Below are 26,520 nucleotides of genomic sequence, written 5' to 3'. Positions count from 1 at the left end.
CGGAATTAAAAAATCAGATTTCATTTACAATTATTCTTTACAAACAACTACCATGACAAAAGCATTCATTCGATAACAAAAAAGAAATTTATAGTGACCCCGCTTTTACAAAAGTTTGCCATCCGCGCATGGTTTCAATAAAACGTTCACTTAATCCTCCTTGTCGTAAATAATCTGCCAATACAGGCAATTCTGGGCTATCGTACATTGGATTTGCTTTTACTTGAAGAGGAAAATCTCTTTGAAGAATTGCTGCACGAGCGATAAGCACAAAATCACATCCTTCGTCGAGAAGTTCTCCCGCACGCTGCGCACTCATAATTTTTCCAGCTGCGCCTAAACGTACTCCCTTACGGGGAAGATCAGTAAAAACACTTAACATTGTTTTTCCTTTAAAAGTTCCTTCGCGCACAATTTGAGCCGAATCCCATAAAGCAAGATCTAAATAATCAATTAGTTCACGATCAAAAATGTCTGCGGTTACTTCTCTCAGTTCTTCTAAAAGCAATCCGTAACGTTCTATCGATAATCGCCAGCCTATTTGAAAATCGGGACCGCAAGCTTTGCGAATTCCTTCAATAACTTCTATAGTAAAACGGGCACGATTTTCTAGATTTCCTCCATACTTATCTGTACGATCGTTTAAGTTTGGAGATAAAAATTCTGAAAGAATCCATCCGAAAGCTCCGTGTACAGATACACCATCAAAACCTGCTAACTGAGCTCTTTTTGCGGCGGCGATAAAACTGTCCCGAATTCGTTCTACTTCTTCGGTAGTAATTGATTTGACTCCTTCTATTGTTTTACTCGACGCAGGAGCTGGTATTCCGCCAATTGAAGGCTTTGCGCGATGTCCCGCATGATGCAATTGCACTGCTGACAACCCACCGCGGTCTCGAATAACCGATGCTATTTTGGAAAGTCCTGGTAAATGATGATCACTGTGAATACCCAATTGTCGCTCAAATGCTATCCCGCCAGCTTCTACAGTAGAAGCACTTGTTTGAATTAAGCCATAACCGCCTTGTGAAAGCTGTTCCATCCAATATTGATCAAATTCAGAAGCAGTACCATCAAAATCACTTTGCTGGCTGGTTAATGGAGCAAGCATAAAACGATTTCTCATTGCTGGACCATGTAATAGTGTTAGCGGTTTAAATAAATCGGAAACAGACATATTGTTTATTTTTTAAAGTTTTACTTATGTGAATTACTATTCTGATGCAAAATTGCCGAGATAATGATTCATGAATAATGGACGTTTTTTACTTTATAATGGATGTTTTGAACCTAATGCCAGAAAGATTTGGATGGAAAATTTTGAACGAAAAAATTCTCCATCATAAAGTAAATTTCCTCCATTCTTTAGCTGGCATTCTCGCTAGATCTTTGCCTTGTTAATAAAAAACATTCAAAATGAAAAAAACAGCGATTATCATTCTATCTGATCCAAAAGCGGGTTCAGAAGAAGCTTTAGGACGTGTATTCAATGCTTTAGCATCGGCATACGAATTCAAACACGAAGGAGAAGATGTAAAAATTATTTTTCAAGGCACAGGAATAAGATGGCCAGAACAGCTAGAAAAACCGGAACATCCTGTTAATGCCCTTTACAAAGAAGTAAAAGATCATGTTCACGGACTTTCCAAAGGATGCGTTACAGTATTTGGTACAGAAGTATCTGGCTATGAATTGCTAAACGACAACCAAGTACCGGGAACTCCTGGTCTTCCGAGTTTTGTTAATCTAAAAAAAGAAGGTTACGATATTTTGATTTTCTAAAACCATAATTGCAACTGTCTTATTTTCCTTGGAAGGCAGTTGCAATTTAGAATATAGGCAAGCTATCAAAATCTTTACTTTTTGAGTAATTTAGCAAAGCTGAACATTTCGTAAAAATCAATTAAGCAATACAATATGCAAGATAATTTTCAATATTATATGAACCAGTGTTTAAATTTAGCAAAAAGCGCTCTAGAAGATGGTAATCCACCTGTTGGAGCACTAATTGTGCTTGATGGAAAAGTAATTGGAACGGGTATCGAATCTGGAAAATCTACTGGAGACATTACCAATCATGCCGAAATATTAGCTGTTCGAGATGCTTTAAAAAATGGATATTCAGACAAATTGCATTTATCAAGCATGTATACGACACATGAACCTTGCATTATGTGTTCTTATATGATTCGTCATCATAAAATTGCCGAAATTATATATGGTACGTCTGTTGCTTATGTAGGCGGAAATACTTCAAAATATAATGTTCTAGCAACAGAAGATGTTCCTAAATGGGGAAACAAACCTAAGATAATTGGCGATGTTTGTGTTGATGAATGCAATGAACTTAATGCACAATTTTTAGAATTATTAAGCAAAAGCAAATAAGCATGTTATCACAATCTGTACATACGCTTATTAATCAGCAAAATGGGAATTTATCATTCAAAGTATTTGAGTTTGATAATAGCAGTTACTTTGATCACATTCAGCGCAATAATTATTTTACTATAATCATAATTACATCTGGCGAAGGATTAGCCAAAGTTGATCTTTGCGAGTATTCGTTTAAAGAAAACACTTTATTTGCTTTTTATCCTTATCAGCCTTTTATGCTTGCTTCTGAAGGAGCTTTGGTTGGTATTTCGATTCAGTTTCATCACGATTTCTTTTGCATATACAGACATCATAAAGAAATTGCTTCAAATGGAATTTTGTTTAATAATGTTTATCAGCAGCCTTTTATTTTTCTTGACGAAAGCAACAAACAAACATTGATGAATATCGTTAGAGAAATTGTCAATGAGCTAAAAACAGAAGCTTTAAGAAAAGATGAAGTTTTGGTTTCTTATCTCAAAATATTCCTCGTTTTTGCTACTAGAATAAAACTTGAGCAGCAATCTATCAAAGAAGTTAATGGAAGCGAAAAACAGCTTCTTATGATACAAAATCTAAGAAATGCCATTGAAGATAATTTTAGAACAAAACATTCAGCCAGCGAATATGCCGATATGCTGCATGTAACGCCAGTTGTTTTGGCGCGTGCTGCAAAAAATCATTTTAATATGACTCTTTCTGACTTAATAACCGAAAGAATAATTGTTGAAGCAAAAAGAGAATTGTACTTAACAGATAAAACGGTAAAAGAAATTGCATTCGAACTGGGTTATGATGATGAATATTATTTTAGCCGAGTTTTTAAAACCAAAACCGACATATCACCGCAATTGTACAGAGATACAATTGGCTTTAATAGAGGAGCGTAATTTATCTCAAAATTGCTTTTCCATACAATTTGATTTGGTATGGAATTCTACCTTAAAAACATCTTCATAAAAAGATACATCTTCTCGAGATTTAACTGTACAAAGCGCCGATACAGAACTTAGCTCTGGTGGTGAAATTATAATATTAGGTTATTACGGCACCATCAATGCACCTAATCTTACTGCTGAATTGCTAGGCACTGCTGATATTAGAGTATATATTAATTCTGGTACTGCAAGCGACCCAATTATCTATTCTATACCTTATTATAGCAGCAGTTCTGGTCTTTATATAGATCTAACTGTATTGCCAAAAGAGCTTCAAATCTAATAGTAATTCAGATGTAAGTTCTTTCACCAATAATGCTGGAAAGAAAACTTACCAATATAGATATATGATCATTCCTGGAAGTGTAAAAGCAACATCTCGTTCTGTAGTAAATTGGTCAGATTATGCTTCTGCAAAAACTTATCTTGGTTTAAAAGATTAAATATCGAAGGCTGTCTCCATAAAATGAGACGGCCTTTTTTTCTTTACTTTCTTCTAAAATATTTAACCGCTTCAAACCACAATACTGCAACAGAACCTATCGTAATACAAAAAGCTAATTGTGAAAATGTTAGGAGTTCAAAATTAAAAAGTGATCGTAAAAACGGAATAGCAAATAACAGTACAGTTAAGAAAATGGTAATACCTATAATGCTAGGAACCAAAATGTTTTTATAGCGGAGTGTTGTCCATAAAGAGTAATAAAAAGATCGATTTACTAGCGTAAGCACAATATTGGAAGCTATCAGCGTAAGGAAAACCATACTGCGTGTTACATTTTCATTCCATTGATTGTGAACCGCCCATTGATAAGCAAACAGTAAACCAATAGTTATCATAACACCTTGCAAAACACTAGTAATGAGTTCTTTTATATTAAAAAAAACGGCACTTGATCTTCGCGGTTCTTTTTGCATAATATTGGCTTCTGCAGGTTCGTTTTCGTATATGATAGAACAAGTGGGGCCCATAATAAGTTCGAGAAGAATGACATGAAGCGGACTAAATATATTAGGATAAATCCATCCCAAAGCAAGCGGCAGAAATACAATCAAGATGATCGGAATGTGTATCGAGATAATGTATTGAATTGCCTTTTTTAAGTTGGTGTAAATCCTTCTTCCCATAGCAACTGCATCTACCATTTTAGAAAGATCATCTTCGGTAAGAATAAGCGATGCTGCATCTTTGGCTATTGCAGTTCCTTTTTTTCCCATTGCAATTCCAATATGGGCCGCTTTTAGAGAAGGACCATCGTTTACTCCGTCACCTGTCATGGCTACAATTTGTCCGCATGCTTTCAAAGCATTTACGATTCTCAATTTTGCATCAGGAAACATTCGGCTAAAGACATTAATATCCATTACGCAACTTTGAAGTTCTTCATCACTTAATTTCATCAATTCATCTCCTGTAATCGCCTTTTCGTAGCCTACAAAACCAATCTGCTGTGCAATAGCATTTGTCGTGCGTACATTGTCTCCTGTAATAATCTTAACCGCAATTCCAGCTTTATAAAAAGACTGCAGCACCTGAGCAATATTCTCTTTTGGCGGATCATAAAAAGCAACCAATCCTTTAAATGTAAATGGAATCTCTTGCTGTTTTTCCGGATAATTATTCCCTTCCCAATTTCCTTCGGCAACACCTAAAACTCGATAACCTTTACCGGTTAGCTTATCCATTGCAGCTATCGCTTTCTCTCTTTCTTGCTCAGAAAGACTGCAGACTGCCAATATAGCTTCAGGGGCTCCTTTTGCGGCAATAATACGATTGCCAGTTGTATCCTCAAATATATGCGTCATCATGGGAGGTTTGCCCGATAATGGATATTCATGCGTCATCTTGAAATAGCTTGTTTTATCTTCTTCTGCAAACTTCTTATAAGTATCATGAAGCGCAATTTCCATAGGATCAAAAGGAATTGGTTCGCTCGCCCACATGGCAATGGTAAGAAGTTCTTCTGTTTCTTCTGATTCTTTAAACCTGGTAATCTCCGCTTCTGAACCCGAAGAAAGATAAAGTCCAGCCAAATCCATTTTGTTTTGCGTAATGGTTCCCGTTTTGTCTGTACAGATTATGGTAGCACTGCCTAATGTTTCTACAGTTTTCATTTGTTTTACCACAATGCCATTGCTCATAAGTCTACGAGCGCCAAGCGCCATAAATGTGGCAAAAGCAACCGGAATTTCTTCTGGAAGAATACTCATTGCAAGCGTTAGCGCCAATAAAAGGCTTTCGAGCACAATGCCAATTTTTAAATAATTTAAAATCCACACCAATATGAAAACCAGTGCACCTGCAAAAATCATTTTTTTTACAAAATTCCCAATCTGTATTTCTAAAGGCGTTTTTTCTTCGGCTATGGATTGCAAACTGCTTCCTATTTTGCCTAATCGTGTTTGATTTCCAATTTCAGTTACTTTAACTATGGCCAATCCACTGACAGCGGTAGTTCCCGAAAAAACTTTATTATCTTCTTGATTACTGTCTTTAAAAAGCGCCATCGATTCTCCTGTAAGTATGGCTTCATTTACAGAAAAATCATTCGCTTGAACAATTACACCATCAGCAGGAACAAGCGCTCCTTCTTCTACTATCACCAAATCGTCTACAACAATATCCTGCGTTTTAATGCTTTGATGTTCTCCATCACGAATCACAGTGCATAAAGGCTCGATAAATTCTTTTAATTTGGCTAAAGCATTTTGGCTTCTTCTCTCCTGATAAAGCGATATGGCCATTATCAATAAAATGGAAATCAATAGAAATAAACCATCACTATACTGTTTATTAATAAAATATATTCCTGAGGCAGCAAACAGCAATAATACCATTGGTTCTGCAAAAACATTTTTGAAGAAAGCCAAAAATCGATTTTCTATTTTATAGAAATACTTATTGGTACCGAATTTCTTTCTGGATTCAGTAACCTCTTCAAAACTTAGTCCGTTTAATTCCTGCTTGTTTAACTCCATGTAATTTCTACTAAATAAAAGCGTAATTGCTTCTATAAAAATAAAGCATCGCTTTAAACTTAAGGCTAACAAATATCATCTTTTCAGTTTCATTTTACGATTTGAAACCAATTTATCCATTTTATTTGCGTTTCTAATTTTATTTAAAAATATAATAAAAAAAAACGCCATTACTGGCGTCTTTTTAAAATTGCTATTTTCAGCTGGATTATTTTTTCAAGTCAAATCTGTCTAGATTCATAACTTTAGTCCATGCTGCAATAAAATCATGTACAAATTTTTCGTGTGCATCTGCAGCAGCATATACTTCTGCAATTGCTCTCAATTCTGAGTTTGAACCAAAAACAAGATCAGCACGTGTTCCTATCCATTTTGGCTGCCCAGTGCTTCTGTCGTTTCCTGCATAAAGCTCTTGATCATTAGAAACTGATTGCCATTTTGTATTCATATCCAATAAATTGACAAAAAAATCATTGGTTAAATGCCCCGGTCTATTGGTAAAGACACCATTTTTACTACCATCAGCATTAATATCCAAAACGCGAAGACCACCTAAAAGAACTGTTAATTCTGGAGCAGTAAGGGTCAATAAATGCGCTTTGTCTATTAGAAGTTCTTCTGTCAAAACAGCTGATTTTGTCTTTCTATAATTTCTAAAACCATCAGCTTTTGGTTCTAAATATCCAAAAGATTCCACATCTGTCTGCTCTGCTGACGCATCCATACGGCCAGGTGAAAAAGGTACAGTGGCTGATGATCCTGCATTTTTTGCTGCTTTCTCAACTGCAGCAGATCCTCCTAGCACTATCAAATCGGCCAATGAAACTTTTTTACCCTCATTTGCATCATTAAATTCTTTTTGAATCGCTTCTAATTTATCTAAAACCAGTTTAAGCCCCGCTGGATTATTTACTTCCCAGTCCTTTTGTGGCGCTAGTCTAATGCGACCACCATTTGCTCCACCGCGTTTATCAGAACCTCTAAAAGTAGAAGCCGATGCCCAAGCTGTCGAAATAAGTTGAGACGAACTTAATCCCGAATTAAGTATTTTTTCTTTCAATTGTGCTACATCTTGATCATTTACCAATGTATGGTTTACTTCTGGAATTGGATCTTGCCACAATAATTCTTCTGCAGGAACTTCAGAACCTAGATATAAGGCACGTGGCCCCATATCACGATGTGTTAATTTATACCATGCTCTAGCAAAAGCATCTGCAAATTCGTCAGGATTTTCTAAAAAACGACGTGATATTTTCTCGTAAGCTGGGTCTAATCTTAATGATAAATCTGTAGTTAACATGGTTGGAAGGTGCTTTTTATTGGCATCAAAAGCATCAGGAATAATCGCTTCTGCATTTTTTGCTACCCATTGATGTGCACCTGCCGGACTTTTTGAAAGTTCCCATTCAAAAGCAAATAAATTCTCGAAAAAGTTATTGCTCCATTTTGTTGGAGTTGTTGTCCAAGTAACTTCAAGTCCGCTTGTAATGGCATCGCCAGCTTTTCCCGAACCATAACTGTTGTGCCATCCAAATCCTTGCGATTCTAAACCTGCCGCTTCAGGTTCAGCTCCCACATGATCTGATGAAGCTGCTCCATGAGTTTTACCAAAAGTATGTCCTCCAGCAATTAGCGCTACCGTTTCTTCATCATTCATTGCCATTCGTCCAAAAGTATCTCTAATATCTTTGGCTGCCGCTATAGGATCAGGATTTCCGTCTGGCCCTTCTGGATTTACATATATAAGTCCCATTTGCACTGCTGCAAGTGGTTTTTCAAGATTTCTACTATGAATTTGTCCATCTGCATCGTCATCGGATGAAACCACACCATGATCTTTAGGAACACCTTCAGAACCGTCTTTATAGCGTTCGTCACCACCTAGCCATGTAGTTTCAGATCCCCAATACACAGATTCATCGGCTTCCCAAACATCGGCGCGTCCTCCAGCAAAACCAAATGTTTTAAAGCCCATCGATTCTAATGCTACGTTTCCTGTTAAGATCAATAAATCTGCCCAAGAAATTTTTTGTCCGTATTTTTGTTTAATTGGCCAAAGCAATCTTCTCGCTTTGTCAAGGCTTACATTATCAGGCCAACTATTTAGAGGCGCAAATCGCTGCTGGCCCGCTCCTGCACCACCTCGTCCATCATGAACTCTATAAGTACCAGCACTGTGCCAAGCCATTCTTATGAAAAGCCCTCCATAGTGACCAAAATCAGCAGGCCACCAATCTTGTGAATCAGTCATTAGAGCATGTAAATCTTTTTTTACTGCCTCAAGATCCAAACTTTTAAAAGCTTCTGCATAATTAAAATCTTTATCCAGCGGATCTGACAATGCTGAATTTTGTCTCAAGATATTTACCTTTAACTGTTTAGGCCACCAGTCACGATTTTTCGTACCTGCTGCGGCTTGCTTGTCCATGCTCCCATTATGAAAAGGGCATTTGCTGATGTCATTTGATTGATTGTCCATAGTTGAAATATTTTATTTTTGACTAAATTACAAACTAATGAAAGAGAAAATTCCGACAGTGAATCATAAATAACACTTACGGAATAGATGAAATCTATTTTAATAATCACAACAACTGATAATCCTTATGATGCTTTTAAAAAACTATTAAAGCCTACTCTAGTAAAAGCTTTTACAGTAATAGTCCTATAAATTTAATTAAAAATAAATCAATTTATTTTAATCTAATATAAAATGATTTGAAAATTAATGCATTAGACAATAAAGAAGCCTATTTCAGAAGAAATAGGCTTTTAAATTTTTTAAGGCTATATGTTTTTACCAATCTCTATTCGAAATTAGTTCTTCCTCATCTGCCTTAAAACCATAAGATTTAGAAATAAACTCAAAATCGAGTGCGATTACTTCTCTTGCTACTGTTTCAATTTCGCTCTCATTTTGATAGAAATCCTCTTGTAGATCATTAATTTTTCCAGTCGCAGTATGAGACAATTCATATAATTGTTCAAGATTCTTGGGTTTACTTTTTTCTATATTGAAGCAAAATTCCAACAAAACTGCTTTTACCTTATCAACAGATTTTTTCGGAAAATAAGAATCATTATACATTCCTTCCAAAATTCTATATTTCCTAACCTTTTCATTTTTTAAGTCCTCTTGCCTTAGATCTGAAAAGTTATTTTTTTTCATACAACTAATAAAAATTAAAGTAATTACTATCAATAAAAAGTATTTCATGTTTAAAAAAAATGAGTATTAAAATTTGTACTGTGAATATTTATAACTAGCTCCCCAAATATATTCAAAAAACAGCTACGAGTTTTTACTTCCAAAATAAGCTGATTTATATAGTAAATACGTACGCTGTATTTCTGTGTACGTAAAAACGTACTTTATTACTCCTCGTATACATTATTAATAATCAACTTTACACTTTCGGTATCAAATACTAATCTACTATCTATTTACTAACTATTAGTTTACTAACCTTAAAATTTAAAAAATGAAGAAAATCTTAAAATTAACTTCGATGCTGGCAATTGCAGCAGTAGTATTTTATTCCTGCGAAAAGGAACAAGAACCAGAAACGCCTCAAACTGCTAAAAAAGAAATACCACAAGCGGCTAGCAAAGATACACTCTCTGCTAATAACGTTTTAGAAGGCAGCACCACAGCAAAAGGAACAGCTGGCGCAAGAACAATTACATTACAAACCAACACCTTATCTTGCCCTGGCGGATTATGCACCTCTTATGGCGTTTGGTCTACAGGCGTTTATACGGTTTGGTTTCAAATGAAATTCAATAACGGATTTTATTGGAGCCGAGGCGGTAAATGTGGATACGGTATTTTAATTGGTGACCAAAATACAGGAGGCGATGCAGCTTGGGACGGCAACGGAGGTAGTGCTAGATTTATGTGGTATTGCCCCAACGGATCTAGTACTGCTAAAGGAAGTGGCGCTTACTTGCAACCTTATGTTTATTATAGAGATCAGCCGGGACAATATGGTAATGACTTCGGAAAAAAATATTACATCCAAGAAGGTGTTACGTACAACTGCCAAATATCCGTGAAATTAAACACAGGTTCGAATACGGACGGATACGTAAAATACTATGTTAACGGTACCGAGATTTTAAACGAAAAAATTCGTTGGGTAACTAACGATGCTAAGCGAAATGTGAATGCAGTAAGTTTACATACTTTCCGTGGCGGAAGTCAAGAGTATTGGAAAGCTCCTGTAACAAGTTCGATCTACTATCCTAGTGCATCTTGGGATGCACTGTAGTGTTTAACACACTTTAAAAAACATTTGAACCGAAAAAACAAACCCTACAACTTCGATGTTATGCTTTATAATATCGAAGTTGTTTTAGTTTAAAAACTTCTTATAATTGCTTTTTAAAGCAAATGCTTGTTGCTATTCCGGCATATTGTCCATAATTTTCAGTAACAGCATATGTTTTAGTATATAATGCGACAGCTTCTATTTGTACGTTACTGGTTTCTAAAACCGCAGATGTATAACCTAATTCTTTAGCCCAATTTTCAAGTTCGCGTAAAATTTGAGAAGCTACACGTCTTCCTCTGTATTCCTCTGAAACAAACATACGTTTTACCTCAACAGAATTGCTATCAAATTGCTTTATAGCACCACAACCCACTGCACTATCATTGATATAAGCTATTATAACATGTTTAATAGCATCGACCTTATTAAATTGATTGAAATATTCCTGCATATCGCCATTTCGGCTTGCTAAGTTTGCATCTAGTTTTACAATTAAGCTGGCGAAATCTGCATTTTGAGAATTGGTTCTTACAAGCTTCAAATCTTCTGTATAGCCGTAAATTTTCATATCTGTCAGCTCTTCTTCTCTTTTTTTGTAATCCTTCTTTAAAAGTCCTTCATTGGCAAATCCAGAACGTTCGGCAACTTTTATACTTGCGGTGTTTTCTTCTGCAATTTTCATGAAAAGTCTATTGAACTTCTTGTTTGCAAAACACCAATTTTTAAACGCATTTAAAGCTTCAACGGCATAATTATTTCCATTAAATTTTTTAAAAATAAAATAAGCCAATTCGCCTTTTGGAACTCTCCAATCGATTTCTCTAACCGAAATATGACCTATAAGTTCATTATTTTCTTGTAAAAATATGCCGCAAGCATAGCTTTTGTTTTCTTGCCAATCTTTTTCTTTCTGCTCCAAATATTTCTTAGTCGATTCTAAGCTATCATTCACTTTTATCATGTTAGCGAAGTAGTCAAACAAATGCTCTCGATTATCGGCAAGACTTTTAAAAAAGGACTCTGAATCTTCTAGATTATACGGTCTTATTAATAGGTTTTGGGTCGTTATCATTTTGTGTCTTTTGCAGTTGTGCTTTCGAAAAGTAAAACTAGATAAAAACCTAATGCATAAAAATGCTATTTTATTATTTGTTAATGCATTTTTTGCATTACGCATCTGTGTCTTTTCTATCGTTTTAAGATTAGTGATCAAAAAGTAATTATAAAAGCAAACGATGCGAATAGCAATTGACAACAGCACTATAACGTACCTAATAGATTTGATTTTATTAACTTTGCATCATGGAAGAAAAAACAATTCGCAGCGTTTCTGAGTTTAATAATGAACTTAAACTAAAAGGTTTTAAAGCTTTTCAAATAGAAGATGATAGTAATGCGACCCGTATTTATAGCAGAAAAGATTTCTTTAAAATATGCCTGACTACGGGACACAGTAAGATTCATTATGCTGACAAAAGCTTTGACCAGCAAGGAACTATATTGTTTTTCGGCAATCCGCATATACCCTATTCATGGGAAACAATTTCTACGACATATACAGGTTATACGATTTTATTTTCTGAGGAATTTTTAAAACAATCGGAACGGTCTGAAAGTCTTCATCAATCGCCTTTTTTTAAAATTGGCGGAACGCCTGTCCTTCACATTTCGGAAGAACAGAGATTGTTCCTAAATACTCTTTTTCAAAAGATGATTGAAGAACAAAAAAGTGATTATTCCTATAAAGATGAACTCATACGCAGCTATATACATTTAATCATTCATGAATCTTTAAAGTTGCAACCTTCTGAAAACAATAATGAAGGAAAAAACGGAACATCAAGAATTGCTTCTGTATTTCTTGAGTTGTTAGAAAGACAATTTCCTATCGAAAGTGCTGACAGCCCGCTTCGTATGACAACAGCAAAAGATTACGCCCAGAGCTTAAACATCCATGTCAACTACTTAAACCGAGCAGTTAAAGAAATTACAGGAAAGTCAACTACATCTCATATTACAGAAAGAATCACAGCAGAAGCAAAAGCATTGTTGCAGCATACAGACTGGAATATCGCAGAAATTGCATATGCACTTGGATTTGAGTATCCAACGTACTTTAATAACTTCTTTAAAAAACATACCGGAACTAATCCAAAATCACATAGAAAAACCGAGGTTTGATTTTCTTAATTTTTGGTTTGATATTCTTTAACGGCACCTAATGGTGCCGTTTTAATTTTGTAGCTGTAATATAAAACACTTTAAACAGATGAAAATAACAGCATTAGCAGCTATGTCTCTTTTAGTTATCGGGCAAGCTTTTTCACAAAACAAAGAATCAATTCCAAATAAAAAGAAGATGAACACAACAGAAGAACATTATACTTTTAAATTAAGCGATAAAGTAACGCGCCAAAAGGTAACTTTTAAAAATCGTTATGGCATTACACTTTCAGGCGATCTTTATCTTCCAAAAAACTCAGATAAAACATTACTTTCAGCACTAGCCATTAGCGGTCCTTTCGGTGCAGTTAAAGAACAATCATCAGGTTTATACGCAAACCAAATGGCAGAGCGCGGATTTGCAGCATTGGCTTTCGATCCTTCTTATACAGGAGAAAGCAGTGGCGAACCTCGTAATGTAGCTTCTCCTGATATAAATACAGAAGATTTTAGCGCTGCGGTTGACTTTTTGGGTCTTCAAAAAAATATCAACAGAGAAAAAATCGGCATTATAGGCATCTGCGGATTTGGAGGTTTTGCCCTAAATGCTTCAGCAGCCGACAAACGCATTAAAGCCGTTGCCACAACAAGTATGTATGATATGACTAGAGTGATGTCTAAAGGTTATAATGATATCGTAACTGCTGAACAGCGCGCAAAAACTCTTGAACAATTGGGACAACAGCGTTGGAAAGACGCAGAAAGTGGAACTTATGCTCCATCTGCAAACAATCTTCCGCAAAAACTTACTGGCAGCGAACCTCAATTTGTAAAAGAATATTTTGATTACTATAAAACACCGAGAGGTTTTCATGCTCGTTCAATTAATTCTAATGCATCTTGGACTTCAACTATGCCTATTTCTTTTATGAATATGACAATTATGTCTTACATTAAAGAAATTAGCCCAAGACCTTTATTGATTATCGCGGGAGAAAATGCACATTCAAGATATTTTAGCGAAGATGCTTTTAAAGCTGCGGCTGAGCCTAAAGAACTTATGATTATACCAAATGCCGTACATGTTGATTTATACGACAGATTGGATAAAATTCCGTTTGAAAAGCTACGGTCTTTTTTTCTGGATAATTTGAAATAATAGTTGTTTTATGAATTCAGACAAAAATAAAAAAGACATTTTTGAGCGACTTCTAAAAGGTGAGATAATAGCACCACAAGACCCGCAAATTCATCGCCTTCAGGAAGCCTCATATACAACAAAACAGCTATTGGTAAAAATGAATAACTCTAGTGACCCTTCGGAAATTAGAGCTATATTAGGCGAAATTACAGACAGTACTATTCACGAAAGCACTTCAGTGTTTACTCCTTCTTACATTAACTATGGTAAAAATATAAAAATAGGAAAAAACGTTTTTATCAATTTCAATTGCACGCTTCTAGATTTGGGAGGAATCATTATTGAAGATAATGTTTTAATAGCGCCGAATGTAAGTCTGCTATCTGAAGCACATCCTTTAGAACCAGAAAACAGACAATCACTTGTACCAGGCTTGGTACACATTAAGAAAAATGCTTGGATTGGAGCAAATGCAACAATTCTTCCGGGTGTTACAATAGGAGAAAATTCTATTGTTGCTTCGGGTGCAGTCGTGACAAAAGACGTTCCTGATACTACCATCGTTGGAGGTATACCTGCAAAACCTATTAAAAGCCTTTAGTTAAATAAAATATAAGACTTTAGCAGCAAACAGAAATCAAATGAAAAAAATAATCCTTATATTCATAGTACTTTTAAATGCATGTAATTCTAAAAAAAATAGTATGAGTTCAACAGAAATATTTCCAAAAGGAGAACCGGTTCCTACAGATTGGTTTACAGGCAATGCTTTTTTGAAGCCTTTAATTGCAAGAGATAAAAATAATGAATTTTCAGCGGGAAGCGTAACTTTCGAACCTGGCGCGAGAACAAACTGGCATACACATCCAAAAGGGCAAGTTCTTCTGGTTATTGAAGGGCAAGGACTTTATCAAGAAAAAGGTAAACCTGCTCAGACAATTCAAAAAGGTGACGTTGTAAATATTCCAGAAAATGTAGAACATTGGCATGGTGCTAGTGCAACGACTAAAATGGTGCATGTGGCCATCACTAATTTTAAAGAAGATACTCAAGTAACTTGGCTGAATCCTGTTACCGATGAAGAGTATCAGGCTGCAAACGAAAAATAATCTCAAAAAAAGCAAACCCGACAGGTTTTAGAAACCTGTCGGGTTTAAATCGTAATCTTAAATCAAAACTTATCGCCAGCCCAATGCAGGCGCAACATGTTCTAAAATAGAAGACAAAATATGAACATTGTACTCTACACCAATCGTATTCGGAATAGTTAGTAATAGAGTATCTGCTTCTTGAATCGCTTCGTCTTGGGCCAATTGTTCTATCAATTTATCAGGTTCTGCGGCATAGCTTTTACCAAATATCGCTCTTTTGTCTTGTTCAATATAACCAAAACTGTCATCACCTTTTGCTTGTGCGCCAAAGTAATATCGATCTTGCTCATTGGTTATAGCAAAAATCGAACGGCTTACCGAAACTCTTGCTTCACGCTGATGTCCCGCTTTTTTCCAAGCTTCTTTGTACAATCTAATTTGTTCGGCTTGCTGCACGTGAAAAGGTTTTCCGTTTTCATCATACTTAAGCGTAGAACTTTGAAGATGCATTCCGTTTTCTGCAGCCCAAATAGCCGTTGCGTTAGATGCAGCTCCCCACCAGATTCTTTCCCTTAATCCTTCAGAATGCGGCTCGATACGCAACAATCCAGGCGGATTCGGAAACATCGAATACGGATTGGGTTCTGCGAATCCTTCTCCATTCAGTTTATCCAAAAATTCTAAGGCTTTCTTTCGGCCCATGTCAGCATCGGTTTCTCCTTGTTCTGGTTCATATCCAAAATAACTCCAACCATCTATAACTTGTTCTGGTGATCCTCTACTTATTCCCAATTGCAAACGACCTTCCGATATTAAATCGGCAGATCCAGCATCTTCTACCATGTACAATGGGTTTTCATAACGCATATCGATTACGCCCGTTCCAATCTCAATTTTACTTGTCTTCGCTCCTATAGCCGAAAGCAACGGAAATGGCGATGCCAATTGCTGTGCAAAATGATGCACGCGAAAATAAGCGCCATCTACTCCTATTTCTTCAGCAGCAACTGCTAAATCTATAGATTGCAACAATGTATCTGCCGCCGTACGAGTTTTATATGATGGATGATTTGCCCAATGCCCAAATGATAAAAATCCTATTTTCTTCATAATGGCTTTATTTTTTTATTCTCTCAAATATACGCATCATTACCGACTAAAACTATACTTTCTGTTTTAAGAAAATTTAAAAAAGAACACACCTCATTATTCAAAAATATTTCATGCTATTTAGTATATTTAGCCACTACTTGCAATAAAACTAATAATGAAGGAGCAGTTTAGACAACACATCGAAAAGATATCACCAGTAAGTGATGCCGCTTTTGATTATGTATATTCTTTTTTTAAACCCAAAAAAATTAGAAAGAATAGCATTATTATAAGCAGTGGCGATTTGGTTTCTCATGAATATTGGGTATTTAAAGGCTGTTTGAAAGCTTCATATATTTTGGAAGATGGAAAAGAAAAGATCATCAGGTTTGCTGTTGAAGATTGGTGGGTTAGCGATTACGATGCTTATTTCAAAAATAATCCTGCAACGTTAAGCATACAAGCGCTTGAAGATTGTGAAGTACTTGCTCTTTCTTTTCAAGATCGAGAAAAGCTTTGCAAAGAATTTCCTGAAATTAGCTATTTCTTTAGAAAAAAGATTGAAGCCGCCTATTCTGCTTTTCAGCGTCGATTGGTTTCTATGCTGTCTAATGATGCCAAAGAACATTATGAAATCTTTGTACAGCAATACCCAATGCTAATAGAACGTCTGCCGAAATCTATTATAGCTTCTTATCTTGGAATTACGCGGGAAACATTGAGCAGAATTTCTAATGCTGCGTTGTGATTTACATCACGCGCATCTTGTGATCTGCATCATTTGAATTCATGAATTTTATCCAAACCTTTGTGTTTTATTTTTAATACCGAATAAACATGAAGAAAAAAATTCTTTTCGTACTTACGAGTCATGGAGAACTTGGCAATACAGGAAAAACTACAGGATATCATCTACAAGAACTTTCACATCCGTGGAAAGTTTTGACAGATGCTGGTTACGAAATAGATTTTGTAAGCCCAAAAGGCGGAGAACCACCAGTTGACTTTTTTGATTTGAGTGAACCGACCAATAAAGAATTTTGGGAAAATGAAACATACAAACAAAAACGAGAAAACACGTTTGTGCCTTCTGAAATTAAGACAGAAGATTACACAGCGGTTTATTATGTAGGTGGACACGGAACGGTTTACGATTTGCCTGATCACACAGAATTACAAGAAATAACTCGAAAAATCTACGAGAACAATGGTGTCGTAGGTGCAGTTTGCCACGGACCTTCGGGCTTGGTAAATATCAAATTAAGCAACGGCCAATATTTGGTTGCGGATAAAAAGGTTAATTCTTTTACTAATGAAGAAGAAAGAGAAATGCAGCTTGAAAATGAAGTACCCTTTCTTATTGAAACCACAATGATCGAACGCGGCGCTAAATGGGAAGGTTCCGGCAAATGGCAACCACATGTTACTGCTGATCAAAGATTGGTTACAGGACAAAATCCGTTTTCTGCAAAAGGTGTTGGAGAAGCTATTTTAAACGAATTACAAAAATTGTAATACAAAATCATGAACCAATCTAAAGCAACCGCCATCGGGTTCTGTGCAATTCTACTTTGGAGTTCAATCGTAGGATTAATCAAAGAAGTAAGCCATTCTTTTGGAGCAACTATGGGCGCAGCACTAATTTACACCGTAGCATCTCTGTTTTTACTATTAAGCATAAAATGGACACCGCTTTCCAAATTCCCAAAAAAGTATCTTATTTTCGGATCGTTACTGATGGTCTCTTACGAATTATGTCTGGCCTTGTCTATTGGCTATTCTGAAAACAGCGTTCAAGCTATTGAGGTGGGAATGGTTAATTATCTTTGGCCCACGTTTACGATGATTGCCACGGTCCTTTTTACTTCAAAAAAGGCAAATTGGCTCATTATTCCGGGAATTATTATTTCAATGTTGGGCATCGTATGGGTTTTAGGCGGAGATAAAGGTTTTAATGTATCAGAAATGATGGCTCATATACAGTCAAATCCTTTAAGCTACGGACTCGCTTTTCTGGGCGCTTTATTGTGGGCTGGATATTGTGTTGTTACGATTCGTCTTTCTAATGGCGCAAATGGAATCATTTTATTTTTTATGATCGTGGCTATTGTGTTGTGGATTAAATATGTATTGCTATACGATCAGTCTGAAATTAATGTGAGTTTTCCATCCATTATTTACTTGATTCTTGCGGGTGCCGCTATGGGATTTGGTTACGCGGCTTGGAATATTGGAATTCTGCACGGAAATGTTACCACTCTAGCTGGAGCTTCCTACTTCACACCTGTTTTATCGTCGATGCTTTCTTCGCTTCTGCTTTCTGCTGCTCTAGGCTTGTCTTTTTGGCAGGGCGCTTTAATGGTTTGCTTAGGATCTATTTTATGTTGGCTTTCGACCAAGAAATTCAAAAAATAAAAAGAGCTGTCAATTATTTGACAGCTCTTTACACTTTACCATTCCAAGAAAAATATAAAATTATCTAGGATCTACGCTTAAAGGAGGAAGATTCGTTTTCTTCTCATTCATCATTTTTTTCACCTGTTCAATATTTCTATAACGCTCTATCTGCATTTCTCCTGTAAAAGTCTCACTTTGCGGTGCTCTTGGAGGTACTTTAGCGTACGTCTTCATCAAATCAGCAATTGCCTCATTAAAGATTATGGCTGTCCATGTTTTCTCTGTCCAGCTATTCATAAACAAATCGTAACGTTCCTGCGGATCTTGCCAAAGATTATAAATAGCTGGTATTGTAGCTACGTAAGTTTCATCGCCTCTCCATCCAAGCTGTTGGCCAGGCATATCGCTTCCTGCAATAGCACCATTATCTCCTCGAGTATTAAAGACTGCTTTAAATTTTCCTATACGAACTGCTCCAGGCGATAATTCTGCTTCTGTAAAATAAAACCATCTGTCTCTAAGTGGTGTTCCTTTTTTAAATAAAACATTAGACATATCATAACTGTCAAACACCATGTCTACTCCCGCTCTATCTTTTTTAGGAAGTTCTACACCGGCAAGACTAGCAAATGTTGCCATTAGATCAAGTCCACCTACAATATCGTGGCTTTCACTTCCTGCTTCAATTTGTCCTGGCCACCAAGCAATAGCTGGCACGCGGCTACCACCTTCTCTATCTGTTCCCTTACTTCCTCTAAAAGGCGTATATCCAGAATCAGGATGCACATCTTGCCAAGCTCCATTATCTACAGTATAGATAACGATAGTATTATCGGCAATACCCAAAGAACGAATCTTATCCATGATACGGCCTACATTGTAATCCATCTCTACTACAGCATCAGAGTATTTGCTTTTTCCTGGAGATTTCCCTGCAAATTGTTTAGAAGGAAGGTTGGGCTGATGATTTTTAGCAAAGTTGATGCACATAAAGAATGGATCTTTGCTTTTTCCATATTCATCAAGTTGCTTCAAATTATTATCAACCATCATCATATCCAATTCCGCTATATTTTCTTCTGTAACTTTACTAATCTCACGTGCTTTTCCACCTGCTTCCCCTTCAAGCACACCAGTAGTCACTTTTTTGAACAATGCTAACATTTCTGGCGACATTTCTGGATTCCAAGATTCGAATGCGTAAGTATATGCATTTAAATGATACAGCACCACATTCTGCATCTTGTCAAAACCATGTGCTATAGGCATAGCATAATCTGCCTCACCAAGGTGCCATTTCCCCGAAAAATATGTTTTGTAATTTGCCTTTTTAAGTACAGAAGCCAACGTCCATTCTTCTTTTGGCAATCCGCCTCCTTGTCCTTGAAAAGCAACAGTAGTCATACCACTACGATTCGGAATACGTCCTGTAAGCATCGCTGCTCTTCCTGGAGTACAGCTTGGCTGTCCGTAAAACGACCAGAACTGCATACCTTCTTTTGCCATTCTATCTAGATTAGGTGTTGGCATTCCACGTCCAACTCCTCCACCATAAACCCCTAAATCTCCCCAGCCTGTATCATCTGAAATAACCATAATGATGTTAGGCTTCTTTTTTGTTTGAGCTTCAATATTGCCGAACGTCAATAAGGTTAAGCCACTTAAAAGTACTGCTAGAGCATGTTTTTTCATAATTTGTAATTTTAGGATTGCTATTCTATACTAAAATTAGATTTTTGCCTATAAAAGCTGCTATATCTTTACTTATATGATGTTTCATCTTGTAATATGCAACCAATTAACTTAAAATGAAACGGTAGTGCAACCTCCAATTAATCAAATCAGCTCTAAATCGATAAAAGAATTGGCATTTATCAAAATGGTAGTTTATATAGCTAATTTGGTAGAAGTTTAATTTTAGATGCACTATAACTTTGCCTTTATAATCTTAAAACAACAAATTATGAGCAAAGCATTAATTGTAATAGACATACAAAATGATTATTTCGAAAATGGAGCAATGGAACTTGTGGGTTCTTTAGAAGCAAGCGAAAATGCAAAGAAAATTATAGCCGATTTTCGAGATAAAAATCTACCAGTTGTTCACGTTCAGCATATATCTGTTGCATCTGGTTCATTTTTCTTCCTACCTGAAACTGAAGGAGTCAAAATCCATGAAAATGTACAACCGCTTGATTCGGAGAAATTAATTCTAAAAAATTATCCAAACAGTTTTAGAAATACTGAACTTTTAGAATATCTGAAATCAAACAACATAACAGAATTAGTCTTTACTGGAATGATGACGCATATGTGCATAGATGCAACGGTAAGAGCCGCAAAAGATTTTGAATTCGATTGTACCGTAATTGGTGATGCCTGTGCTACAAGAGATTTAGAAATAAACGGAACTACAGTAAAAGCTGCCGATGTACAAACTTCATTTTTATCTGCATTGAGTTTTTTCTATGCTTCAGTCATAAATACTAAGGATTATCTTTCTGCTTAAAAATCCGCAAACGATAAGCAATTCACGCTTACTAATTTTCATTAAATTTGCTCTATTGTCCTTTCATTTAGAGCGCAGGAAAAGTGCATTTGCCTGAAATGGCAAGTGCTTCCTTGTTTATAAAAAATCTACAAATAGTATAATTTTGGAAACAATTAAATTTCACAAATCCGAATGTGGTGTCGATATTCTGCTCAATGTTTTAAATGGCAAAGATGCAAGGGCTAGTTACCGGAATAAAGAAACCTTCAATACTGATTTTTTTGAAATTCTGCTTTTCAAGAAAGCCTCTGGTGCAGTTATACTAAATCAGAAAAAAATTGCAATTACAGATAATACTGTGATATTTATTTCTCCGTATCAAAAAAGAAAATGGGAATTAGATTCTGATGATTTTGATTTTACCATATTGGCCTTTCAAGAAGACTTTCTAAATGATTTTTTCTCCGACAAGCTCTTTACGTATCGTTTGCTTTATTTTTATCAGCTAAATCATCCTTTGAGCATTCAAATTAGCAAACAAGAAATGCAGAAAGCTTGCGATATTCTTACCGAAATTAAAACAGAGCTCGTAAACAGGCATCCCGATAGCATTCATATTGTGCGTTCTCTTACTTATTATCTTCTGTTAAAATTCAATAGAGAATATGCTTCTATAAATAAACTGCCCATGCATAAACCTGAGAATAATTATGCCTATCAATACAAACAGCTATTAGAACTTTACATTAAAGACAAAAAACGAATTGATGATTACGCTTTTTTATTAGGCATAAGCCGTATTACAATTAATTCTGCTGTTAAAAAGCAGTTTAATGTCACTGCAACACATCTTTTGAAACAAAGATTGCTGTTTGAAATTAAAAATGATCTTATCCATTCGGGAAAAAATGTTTCGGAAATCGCCGATGATCTCCATTTTTCAGAACCGGGTCATTTAATGCGTTTTTTTAAAATACAAACTGGCATGACGACTTCAGAATTTTTGGCCGATTATCAAAATGGCATATTTTAACTTTAGTAAATGTTTTTTTTGCAAAAAAAGAGCCGCCAATAACTGACAGCTCTTTTTTTTTCAAAATAAATTCTATTAAAGAAGTTTTTTATTTTTCACTATAAACAACACCTTCATAACAAGCATTGTAGATTTCTTTTAATTCCTCAACAGTAGGTTTTCTTGGATTAAAACCTGTACAAGGATCTAAGAATGCATTGTTAGCAATAAAATCAAGGTTTTTATCCCAGTCTTCTCTTGAGATTCCGAATTCTTTAATCGCAGCTTGATTGTTTACATCGGCTCTTAAAGCTTCAATTGCTTGCGCTAAATCTTCAGCAGTTTCTTTTCCGATTACTTTTGCTAAATCTGGAAAACGGTTGCTTTCTTTTGAGTTATAACGAATAACGTTTGGTAAAAAGATCGCATTAGAAGCACCATGAGGAATTCCGTATAACGCTCCTACTTGGTGAGATAAAGAGTGAACAATTCCCAACCACGCATTATTAAAAGCCAATCCAGCCATGAAAGAAGCGTCGTGCATATTCTGACGCGCCTGAATATTTGACGGATTCTGAACGGCTTCTTTTAAGTTATCAAAAACAATTTCTAAACCTCCTTTAGAAAGTACATCTGCATAATTATTTTCAATGTTAGACACATAAGCCTCAACACAATGCGTTAAGGCATCTAAACCTGTATTTGAAGTTACGTGCGCTGGCATAGAAGCACAGATTTCACCATCAACAATGGCAATATCTGGAGTCAATTCGTATGAAACGATTGGATACTTAACTCCTTTATCACGATCTGTAATAACTGCTAAACCTGTAGTTTCTGTACCTGTTCCGCTAGTAGATGGAATTGCAATAAACTTTGCTTTTTTACGTAAAACTGGAACATTGAAAGGTTTGATCATAGCTTCAAAATCCGCATCTGGATATTCATAGAAAACCCACATCATTTTTGCAGCATCAATTGCAGAACATCCGCCTAAACCAATAATCCAATCTGGTTCAAAGCTTTTCATTACTTCTGCTCCTTTAAAACAAGTTGCAGATGATGGATCTTCTTCTACACCTTCAAAAATTTTAGTTTCGATTCCTGCTTCTTTTAGATATGCCGCCGCTTTATCCAAAGAACCGCTATTTTTCATAGAACTTCCACCTGTAACGATTACGGCTTTAGTTCCTTTAATATTTTTTAATTCCTCAAGACTTCCCGCACCGTGGAAAACTTCTCCTGCAATAAATAACTTGCTCATTTTTATACGCTGTTTTTATGTTTAAATACAGATACAAAAGTATTTCAGACATTACGGGCGGTGTTATACAATCGAGTCTATTTGATATAAATTTGAGCCAGTTCTTTTTGAAGTTCCGTTGGCGTTTCGTCCAGTTTGCTTTTTACAAATTTGTTCAATGCGGAAGGGGAACTAAATCCGAGTTCTAGCGAAATTTGTTTATGCGAAAAATCAGAAAACATCAAAAGCCTTTTTATTTCCTTAAGTATTCGGTTATGAATGGCATTTATTGCCGTTTCACCGCAATGTTTCTTGGTAATACTGTTTAGTTTTTTGGTTGTAATAGCCAAATTCGAAGCATAATATTGAACTCTTCGCTCATTTTTATACCTTTCGTTAAGCATCTTCTTGAAACGAATATAAAGCGCCTTATCACTTTCATGCTGAAAAACCGGATGCTGACCATGAACCGATTCTATTAGTCCTAAGAGCAGAATCTTAATATAAAATCTTCCCTGTTCTTTTCGAATCAAACTCGGATCTGAATAAATATTTTCGATAAACGAAACCATCGATTTTGCATGTTCCAATTCTGACGGAGATAAGAAAATGCATTTCAAATGCGAAGAAAGATTCACGTTATAAGAAAGCAGTTCGTTCTTCAAAATATCAGAACAAAACAGCACTTCTTCAAATAAAATGATCTTTCCTGATAATTCAGAAGACAACAAGGAAAGAGACGAAATCTGATCTGGAAAAATCATGGAGATTTTACCCGCTTTCAAATGAATAATCTCTTCTTCTAAATGAAGCTGAATCTCTCCAGATTCGACCATTAGAATACAAAAATGATCTTTTTTATGCGGTTCTAAATAGTTTTCTAAATTCTCTTTGTTGAGATTGTAAACTCGAAAAGAAAGACTCTCATCCTCTCTTTTCGCAATATTTTGTTTTATTTCAAGCCTTTTCAAACGAATGGAGTTTTTATTTTTTGCATGAATCTTAATAAACAATTCTGATCGAATTTTGCAGATCGTTTTTCTAAAACAAATCGAAAAACGTTACTAAGACATGTAGATGCAGTTGGGAATAATCTAAAGTGCAAGTTTACGCAAATAAAAAGTGAAAAGCTAAACGTGAAATGTGAAAATGCAACATTTCACTTTTCACCATTTACTGTTCACAATTAACTCTTCTTCGCTGGCACATTTCTTGAAAAATATTTTCTAATTATTAACTGATTTAAAACTATTTACCATGAAAATTACGTATTACGGACATTCGTGTTTTTCTGTTTATGCTGGCGGAAAACATATTCTTTTTGATCCTTTTATTACTCCCAACGAATTAGCAAAAGAAGTTGATGTTGACGCCATAAAAGCAGATTACATTTTTATTTCTCATGCGCATTACGACCATATTCTAGATATAGAACGAATTGCAAAAAACACTGGTGCAAAAGTGCTCGGAAATTTTGAAATCTATAATTGGCTTTTGAAAAACGGAATCGAAAATGCACACCCAATCAACCCTGGCGGTAAATTCAGCTTTGATTTCGGAACTGTAAAATGTGTCATAGCCCAACATCCCAGCAGTTTTATAGATGGTTCTTATGGTGGAATTGCTTGCGGTTTTGTCTTGACAACATCAGATGGAAATTTCTATTACAGCGGCGATACGGCCTTGACATTAGATATGCAGCTTATCCCGAAATTTACCAAATTGGACTTTGCTGTTTTCCCTATTGGCGATGGACTTACTATGGGAGTCGAAGAAGCTATCGAAGCCTCCAAACTAGTTGATATAAAGAAAATATTAGGAGTTCATTACGACACTTTCGGTTTTATTGTTATGGATCACCAAAAGGCTTTGGATGAGTTTAAGAATGCTTCTCTCGAATTGTTTCTGCCAAAAATAAACAGTACAATTGAAATCTAAATTGGTTGTTTTTCATTGCTATATTTCGCTAAAATGAAGGTTTTAGCGAAATATCAATACCAATTGCCTCCATCTTTAGATGGAGGTATAAAAAAATTATATAAAAAAGGCTTTAGCCAAAATTATAGAGATTAAGGTCGCAAAGAAAATAACGACTTTGCTTTACTTTAATTTGGCTAAAGCCTTCTTATTTATAATTTATAAAATCCCCTAGTTAAAACTAGGGGCAACTCATAGAGTCTTTTTGCACAGCATTTTAGCAGATTAAATCTACTCTAATCTGCATAAAATACTTTTAAAAACTAATATTTTCAGCAAATTGATTTTATATGTATTCCACAAAATTAATAATGTATTGTGCTGTAAGTTCTGGGTATTGATGTTGAGGTCCGTGGCCTGTTGCGGCATAAACAATCATTTGAACGTTTGTCATTTGATTGATGATCGGATACCAATTGTCTACTGCAAAACTTATGTCATGATCTCCAGAAATAATCAAAATTGGAGTTTTGGTCTTTTTAAGCTGTTCTCTAAAGTTCAAAGCATCTTCTCTAAAAGTATCTCCACCACCAAAATACAAATGAAAAACATCCATTGTAGAAGGAATTTTACTTACATCTATCTTTTTATGAATTCTATCGTGCGAAGCTTTTGCTGCCAATCGGCTTGATTCTGATTTTGGCTCAAAAAACAATACAATTTCATCATCAAAATTGTTTAATGGTTTTAGCGCAGCATCATAAAAAGCCTGCTCGATAGGAACTTCATTTTTCCCAGGCGGATTTGTCCCTACCAAAACCGCATGCGTTACAAGATTTGGATAAAGCAAAGCTGCCGTTTGCGCTACCAGACCGCCGTACGACCATCCTAAAACAATAATCGAATCTAATTTTAAAGCCTCTGCTAAATCCTTTACGTCTTTGGCAACGATCGTGATGTCTGGAGCAAGACTTCCTGTAGAAGAGCCAATTCCAGAATAATCAAATACAATAACATTGAATTTTTCTGCCATTGATGCCACAAACAACGGATCCCAAGTATCAAGCGTTCCTCTAAAACGGTTTACAAAAATTACTGCTTTTCCTTCGCCGTAAGAACGATAAGCAATTTTACGATCGCCTAAATCGGCAAAACGTGTCTCTGCGTCATAAATTTTTTCCATAATTATAATTTAAAGATTGAAATCAATATTCGTTTTTAAGAGGCAGACAAACATTAAACCAAAACACAGAAAGCTTATAATAAAGCATTTACAGCTCGTTATTGTTCTAGAAATTATGATATTTCAAGAATCAAATCTTCTTTTTAACGATATATAAATGATTCTCAAATCGAGTTCTAAAACAATGCTATTATAATCAATGCTTTACAAAAAAGGCATT

The 26,520-nt window shown here is 35.5% G+C and carries 24 protein-coding genes; 14 read left to right on the top strand and 10 right to left on the bottom strand.

The window, feature by feature from the left end; genetic code table 11:
• Positions 1 to 88: 88 nt before the first annotated feature.
• A complete protein-coding gene (locus ABTV69_RS15725) occupies positions 89 to 1,177 on the bottom strand; it encodes an NADH:flavin oxidoreductase (protein WP_433830390.1) in 1,089 nt (362 codons plus the stop codon).
• Between the two features lie 239 nt (positions 1,178 to 1,416).
• Here ABTV69_RS15725 and ABTV69_RS15720 point away from each other — a divergent pair, with 239 nt between their 5' ends.
• The 3 genes from ABTV69_RS15720 to ABTV69_RS15710 all read left to right on the top strand — a co-directional run bounded on the left by ABTV69_RS15720 (position 1,417) and on the right by ABTV69_RS15710 (position 3,266).
• Entirely contained in the window at positions 1,417 to 1,782 is a 366-nt protein-coding gene (locus tag ABTV69_RS15720; RefSeq protein ID WP_433830388.1) for a DsrE family protein, read from the top strand.
• Between the two features lie 159 nt (positions 1,783 to 1,941).
• Positions 1,942 to 2,388 (top strand): nucleoside deaminase, encoded by a 447-nt coding sequence (locus tag ABTV69_RS15715; RefSeq protein ID WP_433830386.1) that lies wholly within the window; start codon positions 1,942 to 1,944, stop codon positions 2,386 to 2,388.
• Positions 2,389 to 2,390: 2 nt separating this feature from the next.
• Positions 2,391 to 3,266, top strand: coding sequence for a helix-turn-helix domain-containing protein (locus tag ABTV69_RS15710; protein ID WP_433830384.1), 876 nt, complete (start codon positions 2,391 to 2,393; stop codon positions 3,264 to 3,266).
• 534 nt (positions 3,267 to 3,800) lie between these two features.
• Here ABTV69_RS15710 and ABTV69_RS15705 read toward each other — a convergent pair.
• The 3 genes from ABTV69_RS15705 to ABTV69_RS15695 form a co-directional block, all read right to left on the bottom strand.
• Complete coding sequence (locus tag ABTV69_RS15705) at positions 3,801 to 6,293, bottom strand: cation-translocating P-type ATPase (RefSeq protein WP_433830382.1); 2,493 nt, start codon at positions 6,291 to 6,293, stop codon at positions 3,801 to 3,803.
• A 208-nt stretch (positions 6,294 to 6,501) separates the two neighbouring features.
• On the bottom strand, positions 6,502 to 8,775 hold the full coding sequence (gene katG, locus ABTV69_RS15700; protein WP_433830380.1) for a catalase/peroxidase HPI: 2,274 nt from the start codon (positions 8,773 to 8,775) through the stop codon (positions 6,502 to 6,504).
• Between the two features lie 318 nt (positions 8,776 to 9,093).
• On the bottom strand, positions 9,094 to 9,465 hold the full coding sequence (locus ABTV69_RS15695) for a DUF5713 family protein (protein WP_433830378.1): 372 nt from the start codon (positions 9,463 to 9,465) through the stop codon (positions 9,094 to 9,096).
• A gap of 313 nt (positions 9,466 to 9,778) precedes the next feature.
• Here ABTV69_RS15695 and ABTV69_RS15690 point away from each other — a divergent pair, with 313 nt between their 5' ends.
• Positions 9,779 to 10,567 carry a polysaccharide lyase gene (locus ABTV69_RS15690; RefSeq protein WP_433830376.1) on the top strand — a complete coding sequence of 263 codons (789 nt, stop codon included), beginning with the start codon at positions 9,779 to 9,781 and terminating at the stop codon, positions 10,565 to 10,567.
• Positions 10,568 to 10,667: 100 nt separating this feature from the next.
• On the opposite strand, the gene ABTV69_RS15685 is transcribed toward ABTV69_RS15690, so the two are convergent.
• The gene (locus ABTV69_RS15685) at positions 10,668 to 11,642 is read right to left on the bottom strand and encodes a GNAT family N-acetyltransferase (RefSeq protein ID WP_433830374.1); all 975 of its coding nucleotides are present in this window, start codon (positions 11,640 to 11,642) and stop codon (positions 10,668 to 10,670) included.
• A 230-nt stretch (positions 11,643 to 11,872) separates the two neighbouring features.
• Between ABTV69_RS15685 and ABTV69_RS15680 the strand changes: the two genes are divergently transcribed.
• From ABTV69_RS15680 to ABTV69_RS15665, 4 genes are all read left to right on the top strand, one after another.
• Positions 11,873 to 12,751: a helix-turn-helix domain-containing protein gene (locus ABTV69_RS15680; RefSeq protein WP_433830372.1), complete on the top strand. Its 879-nt coding sequence runs from the start codon at positions 11,873 to 11,875 to the stop codon at positions 12,749 to 12,751.
• Positions 12,752 to 12,839: 88 nt separating this feature from the next.
• Positions 12,840 to 13,892: an alpha/beta hydrolase gene (locus tag ABTV69_RS15675; protein ID WP_433830370.1), complete on the top strand. Its 1,053-nt coding sequence runs from the start codon at positions 12,840 to 12,842 to the stop codon at positions 13,890 to 13,892.
• Between the two features lie 10 nt (positions 13,893 to 13,902).
• Positions 13,903 to 14,475, top strand: a complete 573-nt coding sequence (locus ABTV69_RS15670) for a sugar O-acetyltransferase (RefSeq protein ID WP_433830368.1) — start codon at positions 13,903 to 13,905, stop codon at positions 14,473 to 14,475.
• A gap of 103 nt (positions 14,476 to 14,578) precedes the next feature.
• Complete coding sequence (locus tag ABTV69_RS15665; RefSeq protein WP_433830366.1) at positions 14,579 to 14,983, top strand: (R)-mandelonitrile lyase; 405 nt, start codon at positions 14,579 to 14,581, stop codon at positions 14,981 to 14,983.
• A 69-nt stretch (positions 14,984 to 15,052) separates the two neighbouring features.
• Here ABTV69_RS15665 and ABTV69_RS15660 read toward each other — a convergent pair whose 3' ends face one another.
• On the bottom strand, positions 15,053 to 16,075 hold the full coding sequence (locus ABTV69_RS15660) for an LLM class flavin-dependent oxidoreductase (protein ID WP_433830364.1): 1,023 nt from the start codon (positions 16,073 to 16,075) through the stop codon (positions 15,053 to 15,055).
• Between the two features lie 157 nt (positions 16,076 to 16,232).
• Between ABTV69_RS15660 and ABTV69_RS15655 the strand changes: the two genes are divergently transcribed.
• The 3 genes from ABTV69_RS15655 to yddG all read left to right on the top strand — a co-directional run bounded on the left by ABTV69_RS15655 (position 16,233) and on the right by yddG (position 18,472).
• Positions 16,233 to 16,805, top strand: coding sequence for a Crp/Fnr family transcriptional regulator (locus ABTV69_RS15655; RefSeq protein ID WP_433830363.1), 573 nt, complete (start codon positions 16,233 to 16,235; stop codon positions 16,803 to 16,805).
• 89 nt (positions 16,806 to 16,894) lie between these two features.
• Complete coding sequence (locus tag ABTV69_RS15650) at positions 16,895 to 17,572, top strand: type 1 glutamine amidotransferase domain-containing protein (protein WP_433830361.1); 678 nt, start codon at positions 16,895 to 16,897, stop codon at positions 17,570 to 17,572.
• 9 nt (positions 17,573 to 17,581) lie between these two features.
• A complete protein-coding gene (yddG, locus tag ABTV69_RS15645) occupies positions 17,582 to 18,472 on the top strand; it encodes an aromatic amino acid DMT transporter YddG (protein WP_433830359.1) in 891 nt (296 codons plus the stop codon).
• 60 nt (positions 18,473 to 18,532) lie between these two features.
• Here the strand turns inward: yddG and ABTV69_RS15640 are convergent, their stop codons facing one another.
• Positions 18,533 to 20,146 carry an arylsulfatase gene (locus ABTV69_RS15640; protein WP_433830357.1) on the bottom strand — a complete coding sequence of 538 codons (1,614 nt, stop codon included), beginning with the start codon at positions 20,144 to 20,146 and terminating at the stop codon, positions 18,533 to 18,535.
• 271 nt (positions 20,147 to 20,417) lie between these two features.
• Between ABTV69_RS15640 and ABTV69_RS15635 the strand changes: the two genes are divergently transcribed.
• Positions 20,418 to 20,963, top strand: coding sequence for a cysteine hydrolase family protein (locus tag ABTV69_RS15635; RefSeq protein WP_433830355.1), 546 nt, complete (start codon positions 20,418 to 20,420; stop codon positions 20,961 to 20,963).
• A gap of 145 nt (positions 20,964 to 21,108) precedes the next feature.
• On the top strand, positions 21,109 to 21,978 hold the full coding sequence (locus tag ABTV69_RS15630) for a helix-turn-helix domain-containing protein (RefSeq protein WP_433830353.1): 870 nt from the start codon (positions 21,109 to 21,111) through the stop codon (positions 21,976 to 21,978).
• A gap of 88 nt (positions 21,979 to 22,066) precedes the next feature.
• On the opposite strand, the gene ABTV69_RS15625 is transcribed toward ABTV69_RS15630, so the two are convergent.
• Entirely contained in the window at positions 22,067 to 23,221 is a 1,155-nt protein-coding gene (locus ABTV69_RS15625; RefSeq protein ID WP_433830351.1) for an iron-containing alcohol dehydrogenase, read from the bottom strand.
• Between the two features lie 77 nt (positions 23,222 to 23,298).
• A complete protein-coding gene (locus ABTV69_RS15620; RefSeq protein WP_433830349.1) occupies positions 23,299 to 24,171 on the bottom strand; it encodes a helix-turn-helix domain-containing protein in 873 nt (290 codons plus the stop codon).
• Between the two features lie 286 nt (positions 24,172 to 24,457).
• Between ABTV69_RS15620 and ABTV69_RS15615 the strand changes: the two genes are divergently transcribed.
• Positions 24,458 to 25,138, top strand: coding sequence for a metal-dependent hydrolase (locus ABTV69_RS15615; RefSeq protein WP_433830347.1), 681 nt, complete (start codon positions 24,458 to 24,460; stop codon positions 25,136 to 25,138).
• Between the two features lie 325 nt (positions 25,139 to 25,463).
• On the opposite strand, the gene ABTV69_RS15610 is transcribed toward ABTV69_RS15615, so the two are convergent.
• Positions 25,464 to 26,300 carry an alpha/beta fold hydrolase gene (locus tag ABTV69_RS15610; protein WP_433830345.1) on the bottom strand — a complete coding sequence of 279 codons (837 nt, stop codon included), beginning with the start codon at positions 26,298 to 26,300 and terminating at the stop codon, positions 25,464 to 25,466.
• Positions 26,301 to 26,520 lie beyond the last annotated feature (220 nt).

The organism is Flavobacterium anhuiense (assembly GCF_050990855.1).
Classification (GTDB): Bacteria; Bacteroidota; Bacteroidia; order Flavobacteriales; family Flavobacteriaceae; genus Flavobacterium; species Flavobacterium anhuiense_C.
The sequence above is the reverse complement of the archived record's forward strand: the minus strand, read 5'-3'. Positions and strand labels throughout refer to the sequence as shown.